This is a genomic window from Bifidobacterium saguini DSM 23967 (assembly GCF_000741715.1).
Taxonomy (GTDB): domain Bacteria; phylum Actinomycetota; class Actinomycetes; order Actinomycetales; family Bifidobacteriaceae; genus Bifidobacterium; species Bifidobacterium saguini.
Window position 1 is genome coordinate 159,297 of the sequence record NZ_JGZN01000006.1, and the last position, 20,006, is coordinate 179,302.

Genomic DNA, 20,006 nt, shown 5'->3' on the forward strand with positions numbered 1-20,006 from the left:
TAAGGAAAAGTAGATGGCAGAAGGTAACGAGCGTTCCGGCAAGTCTTACGGCGGCCATAAGTCCTATGGCGACCGTCGCCCCTCCAACCGTGGCGGCAAGGGTTTCAAGCCGCGTGGCAAGGGTGGTTTCAAGCCTCGCCGTGATGGTGAGGGTTTCAAGCCGCGTCATCGTGATGGCGAGGGCTATGCACCTCGCCGTGATGGTGAAGGCAACGAAAACGGTGGTTTCCGTAAGTCCTATGGCAAGTCCGGTGGCTTCCACAAGGGCGGCTTCCGCAAGGATGGCGAGCGTGGCGGTTTCCGCCGCGATGGTTTCCACAAGGGTGGTCCGCGCCGCGACGGTGGTTTCAAGCCTCGCCGTGATGGCGAGGCCGGCGAGAACCCGCGTTACCAGCACAATGACGGTGAGCGCCGCGATTTCCGTCGCGACAACGATCGTCGTGATTTCCATCGCGATGGCGACCGTCGCAACTTCCGCCGTGATGGCGAGCGTGGCGGTTTCCGCCGCGATGACCGCCGCGATAATGATCGTCGTGATTTCCATCGCGACGGTGAGCGTCGTAACTTCCGCCGTGACGATGACCGTCGTGATAACCGTGGCTTCAACCGCGATGGTGGTGAGCGCCGCGACTTCCATCATGATAAGCGCGATAATCGCGGTGGCTTCCGCCGCGACAATGATCGCAAGGACTTCCGCCGCGATGATCGCCGTGATGGCGAGCGTCGTGAATTCAACGCCGAGGAGAAGCGCGAGTACCGCGAGAACAAGCGCAGCGAATACATGAGCCGTCCGCGCCGTAACTCCGACGGCACGATGAGCTTCCCCTCCCAGAACCCGTACACGGCCCGTCGCCCCGACGAGCCGCGCATGCCGAAGGGCATGGAATGGTCCATGCTTTCCAAGGACGAGCGCGAACGTCTGCGCGGCCTGTCCAAGGAGCACGCCGAGAACATCGGTCTGCATATTCTGGCTGCCTACGCGCTGGAGGAGAAGGATCCGGATCTGGCTCTTGAGCATGCCAAGTGGGTGGCCCGTCAGGCTTCCCGCATCGACTTCGCTCGTGAGACGCTGGCTTTCGTGGCTTACCGTCAGGGCAACTACAAGCTGGCTCTGCGTGAGTTCCGCACTGCTTACCGCATGAACGGCTTCCAGGATTACCTGCCGTTCATTGCCGACTGCGAACGCGGTGTTGGCAACCCGAAGAAGGCTGTGGAAATCGCCCAGTCCGAGGAAGGCAAGCAGCTGCACGGCGCTCCTAAGGTGGAAATGTTCCTGGTGTACGCCGGCGCTTTGGGTGACTTGGAACTGTGGGATAAGGCCATCGAAGTGGTTCACACCGTAGGCCGTTCCCAGGGTCTGCCGGGTGAATACCGCATGCGTGCCATTCAGGCTGAGCAATACTTCCTTGAGGAGGCTGGCCGCAGCGGTGAAGCTGAGAAGCTTGACGACGTGCTCGACCGTTTGGAAGAGCAGTACGCTGACGAAGACCTCGACGAGAACAGCGAAGACGTGGTCATCGACCACGATCTTGAAGAGTTGACCGACGATTCCGAAGTACTCGAGCAGCTGGGCATTGATCCGGCCGACGCTCAGTACGCTCCAGAATTGGAGCCGGAAGAAGCAGAGGAATCCGATGACGATTCCGCAGAATCCGAGTCTGTCGACACCGTGGATGACTCCGAAGAGGCCGACAACGCAGAAGACAAGTCCGAAGACGAGTCTGAAAACGCTGATGAACAGTCGGAATCCAATGATTCCGAAGATTCTGACGAATCCAACGAGGAGTGACCAAGCAAGTATGACCCGATTCCTCAAAGGAACCAGTCGCAGCCTTGCCGAGACCTATCAGCTTGCGCTGCTTGATCTCGATGGTGTGGTGTATCGAGGCAAGAATCCAGTCGAGTATGCGGCCGAATCCATTCAGGCCGCAGAACATGCTGGCATGACCATCGAATACACCACCAATAATTCCTCGCGATTCCAGCATGTGGTAGCCGATCAGCTCAAGGGCTTCGGCCTGAACGTGGAGCCTTGGCAGGTCATCACCTCATCGGTGGTTGCCGCACGCATGGTAGCCAAGGCTCTGCCGGCTGGCGCCCGCGTTCAGGTATTGGGTGCTGACCATTTGCGTGAAGAAGTCAAGCGTAACGGTTTGACCATCGTGGAAGGTCCTACCGACCATCCTCAGGCCGTCATCCAAGGCTGGTATCCGCAGATGACGTGGCAGATGATGGCGGACGTCGCTTTCGCGGTCGAAGCCGGAGCCACGTATTTCGTCACGAATCGGGACCTGACCATTCCGCGTGAGCTGGGCATCGCACCCGGTTGTGGTTCGATGATTAAGGCCGTCATTGCAGCTACTGGTGTTGAACCAGTGGCTTCGGCTGGCAAGCCGGAAGCCTACATGTATGATGAGGCTCGCGAGCTGAACGCCGCCGAAGGTCATGATCTGGTTCCTAAGGAATCCTCCATCGCCATTGGTGATCGCCTGGATACTGATATCGAAGCAGGCAACCGTGGCGGCTACGATTCGTTGGCCGTGCTGACCGGAGTCACCAATCCTACGGAACTGATGCTCGCTCCCGCGCATTTGCGGCCGACGTTCATTGCCAAAGACCTGCGTGAACTAGCCAACGCACAACCCGAGCCGGTTCGAGCAGAAGACGGTACTTGGCAATGCCGCAATGCCAGCGCATGGTATGAGAACGGCACTGTACAGGTGAGCGATGCCGGCAGCATCGATGGTCTGCGCGCTGCAGTATGCGCGGCTTGGGAAGCTGCGGATAAGGGCGCTGACCTGAGCGAACATAACGTGCCTGTATTCGCACTCTGACCGGGGCTCTTATACAGGAATACGGAGCAACAATGAGTGATAGCAACGCCGACCATTCGCCAATCACCGAACGCTATCCTGAGCTTGCCGATCTTGACCATAAAGACAACGACGGCAAGCTCCAGGCGTTTCGCGATGTGCTTTCGGCGTTGCAGCACGAGCTCGACACCAGCCGGCAGTAGGAGCATCCATGCCTCAACCAGAACTTGACCCATCCACCCCGCTTGATCGACTCGATATGATGCTGGTGGCCGCAGGGCTCGTTGAATCGCGAGCCAAAGCTCAGCGACTTATCAAAGCGGGCCATGTGCGCGTCGATGGCCAGACCGTCACCAAACCGTCTTATATGGTCAAAGCCGGGCACAGCGAGCTCGCCGTGGACAAGGGCGACGATTACGTTTCCCGCGGCGCATACAAGCTGCTCGGCGCATTCGGCGCATTCGCGGATGCCGGTCTCACATCACCGCGTGATCTGCATTGTTTGGATATCGGTGCCTCTACTGGCGGTTTCACTGATGTGCTGCTGCGTAGGGGAGCAGCACAGGTCGTAGCATTGGACGTGGGCCACGGGCAGCTTGATCCGCGCATCGCCGGCGATGAACGAGTCATCGAAATGAGTGGAATCAATATTCGCGAAGTCGAGGCTGAAGACCTGCCATACACTCCGCAAATGATTGTTTCCGATGTCTCATTCATTTCACTGACCTATGTGATTCCGGTGATTGAACGCATCACCCAGCCGGGTGCGCAGATTGTATTGCTGGTGAAACCTCAGTTCGAAGTAGGCCGTTCAGGCCTCGGCAAGAACGGCATCGTTGAGGATCCGGCATTGCGGGCGCAGGCGCTGCAAACCGTGGTCGATTGCGCGTCCCAACATCATCTTCAGGTGAAAGCCACAGCAGACAGTCCGATTGAAGGCACACACGGTAACGCGGAATATTTGCTTTACGCAGTGCGCAAATGAATACGCTGGCAGTTGCCTGCCAGCAGTAGCACATTTGACGTGCGGTCAAGACCCAAAGTGGTGGAGCATATGACGTTTTGCACAGCGCTGCCATCACGTAAGGCTGCCGTATCTGCATGCAAAGTTTGGCAGGTGAGTTTATGTGCGTCCACTTCCTGAGCATGAATGTTGCTGACATTGCTGCGTTCCTGATAGTTCGTCATACCGAAACGCGAATACATGGTGCTGCATAATGGTTGCATCAACAGGGTGCGCCCGTAAATCGAATTGCCTTGAACCACGCCGTTCAAATGCACACTGTCTGCGTTGATGCGGTGAATATTGCTGAGTTTTCCGGTAACCGTTAGATCTCCTGAACAGCGGATATTACCTTCGGAATACAAGGATCCAATCAATTCGATGCTGTCGCATATCAGATTGCCTTTGACCTCCAATGTTCCACAGCCGCTGATGCTGGTTACTCGAATTGTGCCCGAACATCGTACGGTGCCGTTATTGATAATGAGACGCTCGCCGGTAATGAGTTTGGCCTGCAATGTACCTTCCACCATTGTGGTGTGGAAGTGAACACCATTGGCGAATATAGTGTCTTGATCAACATCGATAAGGTCATAGTCGCCACTATGCACCACCGAGGCGCCCGTATCTTCTGTGTACATCGTTGTACCCCCTTTGCTTGGGTCCTGCGGCTCAGCTTACGCACAAAACTACGTAGTTGAGTCAGCAATGTTCACAAAATAGGGGGTATTGATGAAAGAAAAATAGGGGGTACTATCCGCGAATGAAATGATCGATCTGTTCCTGCTTGCCCATGATGATGAGTTCATCATTACGATGCATGACCAGTTCGCGCGAACCATACTGGAATTCTTTGCCGGGCGCTTTAATACCCACTACGGTCACACCGTATTTATCGTGAACCTGAACGTCTTCAATGGAGCGACCAACGGCATAAAGCGGAGTATGGATTTTAACAACCGTGTAAGGGCCATCGATTTCGATGTAATCCAGATAATTACCGGCCACCAGATGTCCCACGCGCTTGCCGGCATCGGTTTCCGCGTTGATGATATGGCGAGCACCGATACGCTGCAGGATACGCGCATGCTCTTGGGAAACGGACTTGGCCCACAAGTCGGAGATGCCAGCGTCCAACAAGTTACCGGTAATGATTACCGAAGCCTCGATACTATCGCCGATGGCAACGACTGCCGTATCGAACTGGGAGGCGTCGATTTGCTCGATGGCCATCACATCGGTCATATCAGCCTGAATTGTTGGCAGATGAGCGGACCAGCGTGCCACGATTTCGGGGTTCTTATCCACAGCCAGAACGTCCTGGCCCATTGCGTCGAGTGTGGAGGCCACCGATCCGCCGAATCGTCCGAGACCGATGACCAGCACGCTTTTGCTGCCGCTTGGTTTGGATGCCATAATGAACCTCCTCAATATGATTCCGTTGAATCCAAGAGTAATGGGCCGAGCGAATCAGCCAACGATGATGTTTTCCTGTGGGTAGCGAATAGGCTCAGGTGCCATAGGCCTGCTGATTGAATAGGCGATGGTTAACGGGCCAAGACGCCCGACAATCATTTCGGCGGCGAGAATGAACAGGCATGCCGGATTGCCGGCGTTCGCCACTCCTACCGAATAGCCTCCGAGCGAGAACGCGGAGCAGGCTTCGAACATGGCATCCACGAAGTTGCAACCGGTCACGAACATAAGTGACACGGCTCCGACGAACACCAGGAAGAAGCATGCGGTGGTTACCGAAACAGCCGTCATCTGAATGCGGCGGGGGATACGACGGCGGAAAATCGTCACGTCACGGTGACCGGTAAAGGAGGCGGCGCAAATCAGTACGATAACGGCGAATGTGGTGACGCGGATACCACCTGCAGTGGAGGAAGAACCGGCGCCGATGAACATCAGCAAACTCATGAACGCCTTGGTTTCATTCGAGACTTCCGGAACCCAGGAAATATCGAAACCAGCCGATCGCGGCATAACGGCCGCGGAAAGTGCGCGGCGTAGTTTCATACTGGGATCGTCGGCCGGGAACAATCCGGTGTTGCCCCATTCGACCAGCAGGAACCAGACGAGCGACGTGACTACTAGAATGGCCGTGGTCACCAGCGTCAACTTGGTGTGCAATGTCCAACGTTTCGGGCTGAGCTTTTTGCGCGCGCATTGGACCACGTTCAACACCACGGGGAAGCCGAGCGTACCGATGAATGCACTCATCAGAATCGGCAGGCCAACGCCCCAACGATTGATATGCAAACCGGTGGCATCCGGAGTGAAGCCGGTGTTGTTATAGGCGGAAACCGCATAGAACAATGCCTGCCATAGCGTGCGGCCGAAATCGCCGTGGTTCACGCGGAACAGTTCAGGCAGCAACAATGCGAACGTCAGGCTTTCCGCAATGGCGAACGTGGCGAACACCACGGACAATACGCTTTTGATTTCGGAAAGTTTAGTGGTTCCCAATTCGCTGGCGGTCAGCATACGTTGGGAGACTTTGAGACGGCGGGAAGCTCCCAATGCCACCATCGAAGCGAACGTCATTACGCCAAGGCCGCCGAACTGGATGGAGAACAGGATGACCACCTGGCCGAACATCGACCAGTACTGAGCGGTGTTCACCACGGGAATGCCGCAGGTGGATAAGGCGGAAACGGCGGTGAAAAAAGCTACCGGGAAATTGGTGAATACCCAATCATGCGTGGAAAATGGCAGCAGCAGCAGAATGGTGACGAGGACGATGAGCACCAGAAAGTAAAGAATCGAAAGTCGGCCAGGATGGCTGAGCAGGCGATCGGTGAGTCCAATGCGTCGGATGCGGCGTGCGGAACGAGCCTCATCCTTGGCTTTGACCGCAGCCTTATCATTCGGTTCATCATTCGAGAACCACCAGGATAATCCTTTGGAATCCTGTTGGTTGAGGAAGGATTCATCGAAGTCGTTAGGCATGGTTCCTGTGCTTCCTCAAACTCTGTGATTACGTCTGTCTATTGGCCTGCCCGTGTGTTCCACGGACGAAAGCCATTGTATGCCGTTGCTCTACGATAATCGACTCCGTGGAATTCCGTGCTTGTTGTTCTGAGTATGGAGTGCGATAATCCACTGACGTGTTCGCCGGTTAGGATGGTCACTAGGTGCAGTCGGCGGCTGTGACAATCAGGAGGAGGAAGCCCATGACCAAGCGCAATGCGGTGGTAGTAACGCATACGAGGCTCAGGCAGTCCGGAACCGTGGTATCTGAAGCGGTAAGCCAGCTGCGAGTCGCGGGCTTCGAAGTGACGATTATCGATAACACCGAAGCGCCTGATTTTGGTGTACAGCCAGCCTGTGTTCCCGAGGATACGGAAATCGTTGTGGTGCTTGGGGGCGACGGTACGATTCTGCGCGCCGCCGAACTGGTGCATTGCACTCAGGTGCCGATTTTGGGCGTCAACATGGGGCATGTGGGTTTCTTGGCCGAATTCGAAAGCTTCCAGATTGACGAAGCGATTCGTAGGGTGGCTGAACACGACTATTCCATCGATGAACGCATGATTGCCCATGTGGATGTGTGGCTGCCTGGTGCCACCGAACCCATTGAGGATTGGGCGCTGAATGACATTACTTTGGAGCGCGCCGACCGCGGCAAAATGGTTGAGCTTTCCATCCGCGTGGATGATGTGGAAATGAATTCCTTCGGCGCGGACGGCGTTATCGTTTCCACTCCCACTGGTTCCACGGCATATGCGTTTTCCGCAGGTGGTCCGGTGATTTGGCCGAACGTCAAGGCGTTGCAATTGATTCCGTTGGCTGCGCACGCGCTGTTCGCCCGACCTCTGATTATCGGTTCAGGTTCCACGTTTACTATTGATATTCTGGATGAATCCATGTCCGAAGGCTGGATTTGCTGCGATGGGCGCAGACAACGGGCGCTGCCGCAAGGTACGCGCATCATGGTGCGTGAATCCCGCGATACGCTGCGACTGGCGCGACTTTCCGGTGTTCCGTTTACGAATCGTCTCGTTTCCAAGTTTGATTTGCCAGTGGTTGGCTGGCGTGAACATGCCAGGGCCGAAGCTAGCGGTCGGCCGGTGATTCATGGGCATGATTCGATGACTGCTGCAGATGAATCCAATACGCCGGGCGAGGTGAAAGCCTGATGCTGGAAGAGCTTGATATCCGCAATCTTGGGCCGATTCACGAGGCCACCATTGCTCCGGCTCCAGGCATGACCGCCATCACCGGTGAAACCGGAGCCGGCAAATCCATGCTGCTGTCTGCGCTTAGTCTGATTTCCGGTGGGCCGGCCGATGCCGGCCGTGTCACCACAGGAGCGGATGAGGCCTGGACTCAGGGCATTTTCGCTGTACATGATGATGCCTCTGCCGCGAGCATTGCGCATGAGGCCGGTGTCGACGCAGAAGATGGCGAATTATTTCTCTCTCGCACCGTTAAGGCGGCAGGCCGCTCGCGTGCTGTTCTGGGCGGCAAAAGCGTGCCCAAATCCGTGCTCGCCAGTGTGGCTGGCGAGCTCGTAACCATTCACGGACAAGCCGAGCAGTTGAAAATCGCATCCGCTGCGCGCCAACGTGAATTCTTGGATAGGGCTGCCGGCGACGATGCCGAACTCGATGCTTATCGTGCAGCATGGCGGGCGCTCGCTGACTTAGACGAGAAACTTGCGCGCTTGCGCTCGCAGGAATCGTCGGCTCGTCAACGTGCCGACTATCTGCGCGAATCGGTGGAACATATCAACGAAATCGATCCTCATCCGGGAGAGGATGAAGATCTCAAGGCGAAGCGCGATCGTATTGAAAACGCAGCTGATATTGCGGAAGGCGTCTCTCGTGCACTCGCTGCGTTGGACTCCTCGCAGTTGGAATTTGATTCTTCTTCCGATAGTGCAAGTGCTTCGGATCTGCTACTGCAGGCGGCTCAGGCTTTGCGTGGCATTCATGCGTCGGGTGATTTCAACGAGCTTGCCGATCGGCTTGAATCATTGAACGCTGAATTGCAGGATGTGGTGTTCACCTTGTCCGGTCATTTGGACGAGGACTTTGGCGATGCCGACTTGGATACGTTGAATGCGCGGATTCATGAGTTGGGGGAGTTGACCCGCCGTTGGGGTCCTACTTTGACCGATGTTATTGCTTGGCGGGATAAGGCTGCTTTTGAGATTGAAGACCTGGATGCTTCTCCTGAGAAGCTTGCCGAGCTTGAATCTCAGCGCGCGGATTTGCATCATAAGGCCGTTGCGGCAGCGGATGTGTTAAGCCACGTTAGAGCGGTCGCGGCTGCGCAATTGGCTCATCGGGTCACCTCGGAATTGGAATCGTTGGCTATGGCGGGCGCATCGTTGGAAATTCAGGTTTCCAGGCGGGATGCTTTGGATGCCAACGGCGGTGACGATATCGCATTCCTGTTTACTCCGTATGAGGGTTCTCCGCAGTTGCCGATGGGCAAAAGCGCGTCGGGCGGCGAGTTGAGCCGCTTGATGCTTGCCTTGGAGCTGTCTGCGGCGGATATGCATGACGGACAATCGAATCATGATGGGGCCGACGCAAACTCTGATATGACGTTCATTTTTGATGAAGTCGATGCCGGCGTTGGAGGCAAGGCTGCAGCTGAACTGGGCAAGCGTCTAGCTCGTCTGGCGCGTACTTCGCAGGTGATTGTGGTGACGCATTTGGCACAGGTGGCTTCTTGGGCAGACAGCCAGTTTGTGGTCACCAAGATTCCACCGGATGCTGATGACGATGCTGTGGGAGTCGTGACCACGGTGGATGAGGTCGCCGATGATGCTCGCGTGCATGAAATCGCGCGTATGCTCTCCGGATCCGAATCCGAAGCCTCTCTCGATCACGCCCGCGAACTGCTGAAGGAGTCAGTGCTGTGAGTAAAGCCGCCATCTTCGACCTTGACGGCACCTTACTCGATTCGATGGGTGTCTGGAATCAGATAGACATTGATTTTCTTGGTCGCCGTGGTATTGCCGTGCCGGCCGACTATATGACTACTGTGGCATCGATGCAGTTTCGGGAAATCGCTGAATACACTATTGCAAGATTCGATTTGCCGGATACACCTGAACAGTTGCTGGCTGAATGGGATGAGATGGCTCGCATCGCCTATGGCACCACGGTTCAAGCTAAGCCAGGAGCGGTGGAATATTTACGTGAGCTTAAGGCTGTCGGCGTGCGTTTAGGCGTTGCGACTACGCTGATGCCGCAGTTGCGTACCGCGGCTCTTGACCACTTGGGTATGAGCAAGTACTTTGATGTGATCGTTTCCGTGGATGATGCCGGGGGAGTTGGCAAATCCGAGCCAGATGTATATCTGTTTGCTGCCAGACGACTTGGGGTAAAACCGGAGGATTGCACGGTGTTCGAGGATTTGCTAGTGGCGATTCGCTCCGCCAAGTCGGCTGGCATGCAGGCTTGGGCCATGTATGACGATTCTTCGGCAGCCGACTGGCCGGAAATCACGCGCGTCGCCGATGGCGCGCTTCATGATTTTCATGACGCGCCGCGTTTGCATTAGCGGATCATGTTCTGGCTCCCCTCGCTGAGGGGGCTGTCAGCGTAGCTGACTGAGGGGAGTCAAAACATGCTGCGTCTCGACCTTAGTTAGAAAATCGACTGCAAATCAGCGCTGCGATTCGACTTGAACCGCTGACGTTCCAGCTCCTCGCCCTCCTGGCGTTCGGCCTTTTCGGATGCAATACGCTTCAGCAATGTGGCAGTCGGGGCGCGGTAAATGACTTCGTCGTATACACGACCATCACGCTCCACGACCTCAGCCTTACGCTCGACTTCCTTAAAGCCGAGAGACTCAACCATGTGCCGCGCACGAAGGTTGAACGACCAGACTTTCACGGTAATGGTTTTCGCTTTGAGTTGATTGGCGGCGAGCTGAATACCGAGTTTCATGGCCTGATTGCCATAGCCAAGACCCTGGAAATACGGGCCGATGAGAATGCCCATCGTAGCGTCGCGATCCGGATCTTCACAATTCCATGCGGCGATGTGACCGATGGGCATGCCACCTGGATCCAATACGGTCCGACCGAACCGGTGGCTGTCGTCGGTGTCGCTCCATCCGTGGAACTGGGCATCCACCCGTTCTCGCGGAAGGGTGTCAGTGGTGACCCTGCATCCATCCGCAACGGATGCATCATTCCACCAAGCTTCAAGGTATGGGTAATCATTTGGCTCTGTAGTGCGCAAGGTAACAACGTTGTTTGGCATAGCAAGCCCCTTTCCAGTGCCATTGTATGCATGCCTTATGTTTCGACTCGTAGACGGAAAGTTCTTCTGCTGCATTGTTTATCAAGTGTTCACACATTGCCTTGCAAGAAATATTCATGCCGTCAAACAGAGCTGTTGTACTGTTATGTAACACACCTTGACAGTTGGCGATAACAGTTATACTGTGATGTATAACAGCTAAACAGCTGCGAGCGCTATAACGGAAAATAATCGAAAGGGGCATAGGTGAAACTGATCATCTCATCCGTGTCCGGTGAACCTATCTACGAGCAAATCAAGAACCAGATTCGTGCGAGTGTGTTGAACGGCGAACTCAAAGCGGGGGAGGCGCTGCCTTCCTTGCGCAAGCTGGCCAAGGAACTGCGCATTTCCGTGCTCACTGTCACCAGGGCGTACAACGAGTTGGCCGATGAGGGTGTGGTGCAGAATATCCAGGGCAAAGGCACGTTCGTGATGGACAAAGGCAATGAGTTGATGCGTAATCAGCTTGAGGCCCAGGCCCGTACGAGCCTTGCCGAAGCCGTCTGCGCGGCCAAGGCCGCCGACATCCCGCTTGCCGATTTGGAAACGATGCTCGCCAAGGAATACCAGAAACATCCTTCGTAGGCTCCCCTTGTCAGGGGAGCTGGCGTGCGAAGCACGACTGAGGGGTAGTCACACGGATGACGGGCATTTACTGCTCGTCGTCTAATGAAAGGCAAGGCATTGCTATGACCATTGATCAATCGCCGGTGGCGTTGTCCATCACCGGCGCAACCAAGCATTACGATTCCGGTTTCACGCTGGACGACATCACCTTCGACTTGCCGGCCGGCTACATCATGGGCCTTATCGGCCCGAACGGCACCGGCAAATCCACGCTGATCAAGCTCATCCTGAACATGATCCACCGCGATGCCGGTGAAATCCATGTGCTGGGCCTCGATAATATAGCCGACGAGGAGACCGTCAAGGAAAACCTCGGCGTGGTCTTTGACTCCAGCTATTTCATCGAAATGTGGACGGTGAACAAGGTCGAGCAGGCTATGGCGCCGATGTACCTCGCGTGGGACCATGCCGCGTTTGACGGTTATCTCACACGCTTCGGCCTGGACCGCAGGAAGCGTGTAAAGGAGCTTTCCCGCGGCATGCAGATGAAGCTCATGCTTGCCGTGGCGCTGAGTCATGACGCCAAACTGTTGGTGCTCGACGAGCCCACCAGTGGTCTCGATGTGCTCGCCCGCGACGAGCTCATGGATATCCTCCAGAACTACATTGCGGATGGGGAACGCAGTGTGCTGTTCTCCACGCACATCACCGCCGACCTCGAGCGGGCCGCCGACTTCATCACCTACATCACGCGCGGCAAACTCTATTTCACCGGTCCCAAGGACGAATTCGAGGAATCCTTCCGACTGGTCAAAGGCGGGCCGGAGGATTTGGTGCCTGACGTCAGGGGTGTAGCGGTCGGCATCCACCGCTATGAGACCGGCTTCGATGCACTCGTGCGTGCCGAGGACCTTAGCAAAATCGCAGGGCTCAAAGCCGAAGACGGGCGGCATGGGATGGTGCCGCTCGCTGTCGAACCGGCCTCCATTGACGACATCATTCGCCTGACTAATGCGGATGATGCTGTACATGCAATGGAGGTGGCGTGATGACCGGGATATGGCGTGCCTTTGGATTGGATGTGCGGCGGATTACTTCACAGGGCGTGTTCTCGATACTGGTCCTGCTCATAGGATTTCCCGCGGCGATAATACTGCTCGGAAGTATCTCAGGCGGTGTCAGTTATATGCCCGGAGCCGCTATCGGTGGTGTCTCCGCGATGCTTGCCTTGCTGCCGCTCAACGCGTTCACTTTTGAACAGCAGGGGCAGAACAACTGGATGAACGGCATTATTCCGGTTCGTCGTGTTCATCAGGTGATTGGCCGGTATCTCGTAGTTGGTGCATGCATGCTGATTTTGGCATTGGAGGTTGCGGTTTGTGTCAGTACCGGCATGCTATTTGAGTCCGGGCTGATTCAGTTTTCTGCGATGGCAATATCTGTGCTGACTGCGATTGTGATGTATGCGCTGTTCGAATCGGTGATGATTCCACTGTGCTACCGGTTCATGTATCAGAAGGCATTGCTGACGATGATGCTCATCTGCATTGGACTCGGTGCGGCGATAGCCGCCATATTCGCATTGCTCGCCAAACTGGCTCCGGCTTTGATTGACGCTCTCATCTCATGGGTGGCCTCTTCGGTCGAGGTCATGTCGGGTGCGGGTGTGGTCTGGCCGGCTCTGGGCGGAGTGGTTCTGACGACCGCTGCTGTGGCTGCATCACTTGCCGTGTCGCTGCGCATCTATCTTGTGAAGGAGTTCTGATGGTATCCGCGTCGAGCAAGAACATTCACCTGCATGCCGAGCGTATTGCTTTGCGTATGGATTTCGCTGCTCTCACCGGAAATTCCACGGTGCTGAATGTTATCGCATTCCTGGCCCCGCTGGTATTTACCGCGTTCACCTGGCAATCGGGGCCGGATGAATCAGGCCTGCCGCTCACGGTTATGTCGTATCTGACCGTTATGTACTGGGTCGCATCTATCGCCGTATTATTCCAATTCAACAGTGACAATCAGCTGGCTTCGGCTCGAATGATTGGTGTGATGCCGGTATCCCGCCGCACGCAGGTCAATATGCGCTACTGCTCGGCAGGTGTGCTGTTCCTGATTTGCTTTACGGAACTCGCCATCGAAATCGCATTGTCCAAACTGTGGTTCGGCATCGGCTTGAGCGCGCTCTCCACGGTTGTGCCGCTCGCCATGTCCGCTTTCGTGGTGTTGGCTGCCATAGTGATTCCGGTGTTCTATTCCTGCGCTGATTTCGTCAAGGCCTATTCAAGGCTGTTCACCGGTGCGATCACCCTATTCTTCGCCGCGCAGATCATCCTGCTGCTTTTGCCTGACGGCATGCGCTCGCAGGTGCTGTCTACGTCCATCACGGTATCGCCAATCGGTTGGATTGCGATGGCAGCCATCGCCATCGTGGCCCTTATCTCCTCCTACCGCATCTCCCTGCGCATCTGGAGTGCTAAAGAGCTGTAATCGATTTCTCTTTTGAAATGGAAAAGGGCTCCCGGTAGGGAGCCCTAGTATCTACGACTGCGTTGGCCTGATCACAGCGATTCGGCGGCGTTGGCCACGAAACGCTCCATGCCGTCGATCGGCACGACCGCGTTGAAACGCACGTCGGCGTTCTCCAGTCCTCGCAGGGCAGCCGGGGCGGTGATGCCGGTTTCGCGCGAGAGTACATCCATGCACTCGAAATCGGTGCCGGTGGCATCGAATCCAAGAGACTCGTTCACCACGCGCGGGAACTTGTACGGGCTCGCGGTGGACAGAATCACACGCGGGGTCAGCGGATCGCGCGGCATCTGCTGGGCTACGAAGTATGCGCAGGCGGTGTGCGGATCAATCACGTAATGGTTCTTGTTCCAACAGTCGGCGATCATCTCGCGCACCTGATCCTCGTTGGCCCAACCGCAGCCGAACAGTTGACGGATCTTGGCCAGCAGCGGCTCTGGAACCTCATACGTGCCCCAGTTCTTGAGATCGTTCATCAGCATGGAAATCAGGCGAGTGTCACCCTCGGAGAAGTAGTAGAGCATACGCTCCAAGTTCGAGGAGATGAGAATATCCATCGAGGGGGAGATAGTCTGGAAGAACGGACGCTGACGGTTGTAGGTGCCAGTGGTCAGGAACTCGAACAGCACATTGTTCTTATCGGAAGCCACCACCAAGTGCTTGACCGGCAGGCCGAGCAGCTTGGCATAGTAGCCGGCAAGAATATCGCCGAAGTTGCCGGTCGGTACCACGAACTCCACCTCATCGCCAACATTGATTACCTGATCGGCGAGCAGCTGAGCATATGCGGAGAAGTAGTAGACCACCTGCGGCACCAAGCGACCCACGTTGATGGAATTGGCGGAGGAAAGCACCACATGCGAATCCTTGGCAAGGCGCTCGGCCAGAACCTTATCGCCGAAGATGCGCTTGACTGCGGACTGGGCGTCATCGAAGTTACCTTCCACAGCGGCCACATTCACGTTGGCGCCTGTCTGCGTAGTCATCTGCAGTTCCTGCACCTGGCTCACCTTGCCTTCCGGATAGAAGACGGTGATGGCAGTGCCCGGAGCATCAGCGAAACCGGCCAGCGCAGCCTTGCCGGTGTCTCCAGAAGTGGCCGTGAGAATCATGATCTTTTCGTTTTGGTCGCCATCGGCCGGCGTGGTATGCGCCATGAAACGCGGCAGAATTTGCAGGGCCACGTCCTTGAATGCAGAAGTCGGGCCGTTGAACAGCTCGAGAATGTAATCCTCGCCCAAAGACTTCAACGGGGTGATGCGCTCATCGGACCACTGCGAGCCATAGGCGTCAGTGATGCACTGGGCAAGCTCTTCAGCGGTGAAGTCCGGCAGTAGTGCGCCGAGCACATTGGCGGCGATCTCTTGATAGGTCTTGCCGGCCAAGTCGGCGATATCCACCTTGGTCTTACCCAAATCGTCCGAGACGAACAGGCCGCCGTCATCGGCGATACCTTTACGAATCGCCTGCTTGGCGGTCAGCGAATCGGTGGTGCTGCGAGTGGAATGGAAGGTGGTAGCCACGATAATCCTTTGAATCTTGAAGCCAGAAAGGTTTGAAAAATCTACTTTAGTTTACCGTGCGGCATGGGCAGTCAGCTGTTTTCGTCTCGTTTATCAGGTGGGGTACAGGTTCCCGGCGTTTCATGGAAAAGTCCAAGTGGTGAGACATGCCACAACTAGCAGGAAACAGTACCGCTACAAAAGTTCAATACAGTGCAACACGAACGGCAAACCAGTCGTTATCCACACCTTAAGGAGCACAGATGACCGCTTCATCCCATGCACAAACCGCAACCGACGCTTTCAACGCTCCCATCAGCGCTGCAGATCCGGAAATCGCCGAGCTGCTTGATTCCGAACTTCGCCGCCAGCAGGGCGGTCTTGAAATGATCGCCTCCGAAAACTTCGTGCCGCGTGCGGTATTGCAGTGCCAGGCTCTGTGCTCACCAACAAGTACGCCGAAGGTTACCCGGGCCGCCGCTACTACGGTGGCTGCGAATTCGTCGACCAGATCGAAACCATCGCCCGTGAACGCGTTAAGAAACTGTTCGGCGCCGAATACGCCAACGTGCAGCCTCACTCCGGTGCACAGGCCAACGCAGCCGTCTATCAGGCGCTCGTCAAGCCCGGCGACACCGTGCTCGGCCTGGCTCTCGACCACGGCGGCCACCTGACCCACGGCATGAAGATCAACTTCTCCGGCAAGTTCTACCACGCCGAAGCCTACGGCGTGAACCCGGAGACCTTCCGCATCGACCCGGAAATCATCCGCCAGCGCGCGCTCGAAGTGCACCCGGCCATGATTATCGGCGGCTGGTCCGCCTACCCGCGCATTGAGGACTTCAAGGCCATGAAGGAGATCGCCGACGAAGTCGGTGCCAAGTTCTGGGTTGATATGGCCCACTTCGCCGGTCTGGTGGCCGCTGGCCTGCACCCGAGCCCGGTGCCGTATGCCGACGTGGTTTCCTCCACTGCCCACAAGACGCTCGGCGGTCCTCGTTCCGGCTTCATTCTGGCCAAGCAGGAGTACGCCAAGAAGCTCAACTCCTCTGTGTTCCCAGGCCAGCAGGGCGGTCCGCTCATGCATGTGGTGGCCGGCAAGGCCGTGAGTTTCAAGGTGGCTGGCACCCCGGAGTTCAAGGATCGTATGCAGCGCACGCTCGACGGCGCCAAGATTCTCGCCGACCGTCTGATGGCCGATGACGTCAAGGCCAATGGCATCTCCGTGCTGACCGGTGGCACCGACGTACATCTGGTGATGGTCGACCTGCGCAACTCCGAGATGGACGGCAAGCAGGGCGAGGATCTGCTCGCTCAGTGCGGCATCACCATCAACCGCAACACCGTGCCGTTCGACCCACGCCCGGCCTCGGTCGCTTCCGGCCTGCGCATCGGTACCTCCGCATTGGCCACCCGTGGCTTCGGGCCGAAGGAATACGAGGAGGTCGCCGATATCATCGGTACCGCTCTCGCAGCCGGCCCGTCCGCAGACGTGGAGACCCTGAAGGCTCGCGTGGACAAGCTTGTTGAGGACTTCCCGCTCTACCCGGACCTCGACCAGATTCACTGAGCTGTGCGCTGAGTCTGCCACTCGGCCGCAATAGCATATTGGCTCCCTGAAAGGGGAGCCTTTTCTATGCCTAAAACCGAGCCGAAACAAGCGGTGTGCCGCATTGTGAGCTACCCTTATCTGTTATGAGCGAAGCACTGAGTCCTGAAGTATTCGATGCCGTGTGCGAGCAAGCCGATCGGGCGGCGCGCGCACAGGAAAAACTTGCTCGGGCAAACACCGTGGTTAAGAACGATTTGTTACTGGCTATCGCTGATGCGCTGGATGAGCATGCCGATGATATTGAGGCGGCCAACAGCCTTGACATGCTTGAAGCCAAGGAAGGCGGCATGGACGCCGGTAAGCTTGACCGTCTGCTTTTCAACGTACCACGCGTGGCAGCTGCAGCGCAGGGTGTGCGTCATGTGGCCACATTACCTGACCCAGTGGGGGAAATCGTTCGTGGCTACAATCTGCCCAATGGTCTGCGCCTGACGCAATCTCGTGTGCCACTTGGCGTCATCGGCATGATTTACGAGGCGCGTCCAAACGTCACCGTGGACGTTGCCAGCCTATGCCTGAAATCCGGAAACGCCGCGATTCTGCGTGGCGGTCACGCCGCAGAACGTACCAACGCGGCAACGCTCAATGTAATCGCGCCGGTGCTTGAAGCGCACGGTTTTGATGCTGCACTCGTGCAGTCGGTTGATCAGTACGGGCGCCCGGGCGCCACTGCCATGATGGAAGCGCGCGGCCATATCGATGTATTGGTGCCACGCGGCGGTGCAGGCCTCATCCAAGCTGTCGTGCGTAATTCCAAAGTGCCGGTTATCGAAACCGGTGCTGGCAACGTGCACATTTACATCGATAAATCCGGCGATCTCGCCAAAGCCATACCGATTATTTTGAATGCGAAGACCCAGCGCGTTGGCGTATGCAACGCCGCCGAAAAACTGTTGATTCATAAGGATGTGGCTGCCGATTTTCTGCCGACCATTGCCGAATCCTTGGCCCAAGCAAACGTCGTGCTGCAAGCGGACACCATCTCCTATGACATTATTCAAGGCGCAGCCATCGAGGGCATCGATCTCAACCATGCCACAGAAGAGGACTGGGACACCGAATACTTGGCGTTGAAGATGGGCGTCAAAGTGGTGGACAGTCTTGATGAAGCCATCGTCCATATCAACCAGCACTCCACCGGCCACACTGAATCCATCATTGCTGAGGATTATGAAGCCATCGAAACGTTCACGAAGCGTATAGACTCAGCAGTAGTGATGGTCAACGCTTCCACACGATTCACGGATGGCGGCGTGTTCGGCTTTGGTGCCGAACTGGGCATCTCCACGCAGAAGATGCACGCTCGTGGACCGATGGGACTGCGTGAAATGACCACAACCAAATGGATTGGATACGGAACAGGACAGGTGCGCGCATGAGCGAAAACGTTGAGACCAACACCGTAGAGCCTCAAGACCCGAAAATCGGCCTCAAAATCGCCGCTGAACGATTGAGCATTGTCCGCTATGTCTTCCTCGTGCAGATTGAGGATGGCATTGCATCCGCAGCACAGCGCGCCTCATTGGAGTATGCGGATGCTGTACTCATCGGCTGGCCGGAGACCGATTCTTCCGAGGTCGTTGATTTGACTGACGCTCAGTTGAAAGTCGTGCGCGAGCACATGGAACTGATGGAAGGGTATATTTCCAAGTTCAGCCAGATGGAGCACGATGGCGATATTGACGGCATGACCGACACGCTGATTCGCATCACCGAGCGTGTGGCTGAAGTTCGCCGCCTGTACCAGCCGGAATTCCCGCTGCCAACCTTCGCGGAAATCCGCCGTGTGGTGCAGGACGAGTGGGATGAGGATATGGGCAAGATTGACCCTCAGGAGAACGATCCCACCGCTGATGAGATGGAGCAGGAAACCGAATTCGCAGACGGTCAGGGTGATGAGGCTAATGAAGGCGGGCAGGCATGAGTGCGAGTGAGCCCGCGGAACTTGTGGCCATCTCCCAAGAGGAGACCGGTCGCCGCATGTCTGATTTATCCGGTCAATCCGGTGTGAATGGGCACGGCAAAGGTCGGCTTTCCGCACGCGGCAACTGGCACACGCGCCTGCGTATTGGCATCATGGGCGGCACATTCGACCCGATTCACAATGGGCACTTGGTTGCAGCCTCCGAAGTCGCGTGGGTGTATGACTTAGATGAAGTGATTTTCGTGCCCACCGGTCGGCCGGTCTTCAAATTGGATAAGCACGTCACCAATGCGGAAGACCGTTACCTGATGACGGTGATTGCCACGGCTTCCAATCCAAAGTTCACGGTCTCCCGCGTGGATATCGACCGCCCAGGCGTCACCTACACCATTGATACGTTGAAGGACATTCGCGCCCAACACCCGGATGCCGAGCTGTTCTTCATCACCGGCGCTGATGCCGTTGCAGAGATTATGCAGTGGAAAGACGCTGAGAAAATGTGGGACTTGGCGCACTTCGTGGCAGTTACACGCCCCGGCTACTCTTCTCCGGAAGGCGTAAAACTGCCGGAAGGCAAAGTCGACACGTTGGAGATTCCAGCCTTGGCCATCTCCTCGACCGATGTGCGTCGCCGTGCCGAGCACAATGAGCCGGTCTGGTACCTGGTGCCGGATGGCGTAGTGCAATACATAGGCAAACACGGCCTCTACTCGCGCAGCTGATTATTGCCTGTGCGCTAGCGGCATAATGCCCGTTCGCGGCCTGTCTGTACGCTGGAAGGCATGTCT

The 20,006-nt window shown here is 56.5% G+C and carries 19 protein-coding genes and 1 pseudogene; 15 read left to right on the forward strand and 5 right to left on the reverse strand.

What is annotated here, in order from left to right; all coding sequences use genetic code 11:
• Nucleotides 1-13: 13 nt before the first annotated feature.
• Genes BISA_RS03820 through BISA_RS03830 form a run of 4 tightly spaced genes read left to right on the forward strand, consistent with a single transcriptional unit; the run spans nt 14 to nt 3,798 of the window.
• Complete coding sequence (locus BISA_RS03820; protein ID WP_033890325.1) at nt 14-1,789, forward strand: hypothetical protein; 1,776 nt, start codon at nt 14-16, stop codon at nt 1,787-1,789.
• Nucleotides 1,790-1,799: 10 nt separating this feature from the next.
• Entirely contained in the window at nt 1,800-2,834 is a 1,035-nt protein-coding gene (locus tag BISA_RS03825) for an HAD-IIA family hydrolase (RefSeq protein ID WP_033890326.1), read from the forward strand.
• A 32-nt stretch (nt 2,835-2,866) separates the two neighbouring features.
• Nucleotides 2,867-3,016, forward strand: a complete 150-nt coding sequence (locus tag BISA_RS13175; RefSeq protein WP_162832212.1) for a hypothetical protein — start codon at nt 2,867-2,869, stop codon at nt 3,014-3,016.
• An 8-nt stretch (nt 3,017-3,024) separates the two neighbouring features.
• Nucleotides 3,025-3,798 carry a TlyA family RNA methyltransferase gene (locus BISA_RS03830; RefSeq protein WP_033890327.1) on the forward strand — a complete coding sequence of 258 codons (774 nt, stop codon included), beginning with the start codon at nt 3,025-3,027 and terminating at the stop codon, nt 3,796-3,798.
• Here BISA_RS03830 and BISA_RS03835 read toward each other — a convergent pair.
• The 3 genes from BISA_RS03835 to BISA_RS03845 form a co-directional block, all read right to left on the reverse strand.
• Complete coding sequence (locus BISA_RS03835; protein WP_033890328.1) at nt 3,780-4,457, reverse strand: bactofilin family protein; 678 nt, start codon at nt 4,455-4,457, stop codon at nt 3,780-3,782. The two genes, BISA_RS03830 and BISA_RS03835, sit on opposite strands and share 19 nt — an antisense overlap.
• Nucleotides 4,458-4,569: 112 nt before the next feature.
• The gene (locus BISA_RS03840) at nt 4,570-5,232 is read right to left on the reverse strand and encodes a potassium channel family protein (protein WP_033890329.1); all 663 of its coding nucleotides are present in this window, start codon (nt 5,230-5,232) and stop codon (nt 4,570-4,572) included.
• A gap of 54 nt (nt 5,233-5,286) precedes the next feature.
• Nucleotides 5,287-6,771 (reverse strand): TrkH family potassium uptake protein, encoded by a 1,485-nt coding sequence (locus BISA_RS03845; protein WP_033890331.1) that lies wholly within the window; start codon nt 6,769-6,771, stop codon nt 5,287-5,289.
• A gap of 224 nt (nt 6,772-6,995) precedes the next feature.
• On the opposite strand from BISA_RS03845, the gene BISA_RS03850 reads away from it, so the two are divergent.
• Genes BISA_RS03850 through BISA_RS03860 form a run of 3 tightly spaced genes read left to right on the forward strand, consistent with a single transcriptional unit; the run spans nt 6,996 to nt 10,341 of the window.
• Complete coding sequence (locus BISA_RS03850) at nt 6,996-7,961, forward strand: NAD kinase (protein ID WP_051917325.1); 966 nt, start codon at nt 6,996-6,998, stop codon at nt 7,959-7,961.
• On the forward strand, nt 7,961-9,697 hold the full coding sequence (recN, locus tag BISA_RS03855) for a DNA repair protein RecN (protein ID WP_033890332.1): 1,737 nt from the start codon (nt 7,961-7,963) through the stop codon (nt 9,695-9,697). Before BISA_RS03850 ends, recN begins: the two co-directional genes overlap by 1 nt.
• Complete coding sequence (locus tag BISA_RS03860) at nt 9,694-10,341, forward strand: HAD family hydrolase (protein WP_033890334.1); 648 nt, start codon at nt 9,694-9,696, stop codon at nt 10,339-10,341. The genes recN and BISA_RS03860 overlap by 4 nt, the downstream gene beginning before the upstream one ends.
• An 86-nt stretch (nt 10,342-10,427) precedes the next feature.
• Here the strand turns inward: BISA_RS03860 and BISA_RS03865 are convergent, their stop codons facing one another.
• Entirely contained in the window at nt 10,428-11,048 is a 621-nt protein-coding gene (locus tag BISA_RS03865; protein ID WP_081889994.1) for a GNAT family N-acetyltransferase, read from the reverse strand.
• A gap of 246 nt (nt 11,049-11,294) precedes the next feature.
• On the opposite strand from BISA_RS03865, the gene BISA_RS03870 reads away from it, so the two are divergent.
• The 4 genes from BISA_RS03870 to BISA_RS03885 all read left to right on the forward strand — a co-directional run bounded on the left by BISA_RS03870 (nt 11,295) and on the right by BISA_RS03885 (nt 14,141).
• Nucleotides 11,295-11,675, forward strand: coding sequence for a GntR family transcriptional regulator (locus BISA_RS03870; RefSeq protein WP_033890336.1), 381 nt, complete (start codon nt 11,295-11,297; stop codon nt 11,673-11,675).
• Nucleotides 11,676-11,773: 98 nt separating this feature from the next.
• A complete protein-coding gene (locus BISA_RS03875) occupies nt 11,774-12,706 on the forward strand; it encodes an ABC transporter ATP-binding protein (protein ID WP_420308623.1) in 933 nt (310 codons plus the stop codon).
• Entirely contained in the window at nt 12,706-13,422 is a 717-nt protein-coding gene (locus tag BISA_RS03880; RefSeq protein WP_081889995.1) for an ABC-2 transporter permease, read from the forward strand. The genes BISA_RS03875 and BISA_RS03880 overlap by 1 nt, the downstream gene beginning before the upstream one ends.
• Entirely contained in the window at nt 13,422-14,141 is a 720-nt protein-coding gene (locus tag BISA_RS03885) for an ABC-2 transporter permease (protein ID WP_033890339.1), read from the forward strand. Before BISA_RS03880 ends, BISA_RS03885 begins: the two co-directional genes overlap by 1 nt.
• 71 nt (nt 14,142-14,212) lie before the next feature.
• Here the strand turns inward: BISA_RS03885 and thrC are convergent, their stop codons facing one another.
• Complete coding sequence (gene thrC / locus BISA_RS03890; RefSeq protein WP_033890341.1) at nt 14,213-15,703, reverse strand: threonine synthase; 1,491 nt, start codon at nt 15,701-15,703, stop codon at nt 14,213-14,215.
• Nucleotides 15,704-15,945: 242 nt separating this feature from the next.
• Between thrC and glyA the strand changes: the two are divergent.
• From glyA to nadD, 4 genes and pseudogenes are all read left to right on the forward strand, one after another.
• A pseudogene (gene glyA, locus BISA_RS11900) lies at nt 15,946-17,252 on the forward strand (serine hydroxymethyltransferase).
• A gap of 125 nt (nt 17,253-17,377) precedes the next feature.
• Nucleotides 17,378-18,673 (forward strand): glutamate-5-semialdehyde dehydrogenase, encoded by a 1,296-nt coding sequence (locus tag BISA_RS03900; protein WP_033890342.1) that lies wholly within the window; start codon nt 17,378-17,380, stop codon nt 18,671-18,673.
• The gene (locus BISA_RS03905) at nt 18,670-19,218 is read left to right on the forward strand and encodes a hypothetical protein (protein ID WP_033890343.1); all 549 of its coding nucleotides are present in this window, start codon (nt 18,670-18,672) and stop codon (nt 19,216-19,218) included. Before BISA_RS03900 ends, BISA_RS03905 begins: the two co-directional genes overlap by 4 nt.
• Nucleotides 19,215-19,940 carry a nicotinate-nucleotide adenylyltransferase gene (nadD, locus tag BISA_RS03910; protein WP_033890344.1) on the forward strand — a complete coding sequence of 242 codons (726 nt, stop codon included), beginning with the start codon at nt 19,215-19,217 and terminating at the stop codon, nt 19,938-19,940. The genes BISA_RS03905 and nadD overlap by 4 nt, the downstream gene beginning before the upstream one ends.
• Nucleotides 19,941-20,006 lie beyond the last annotated feature (66 nt).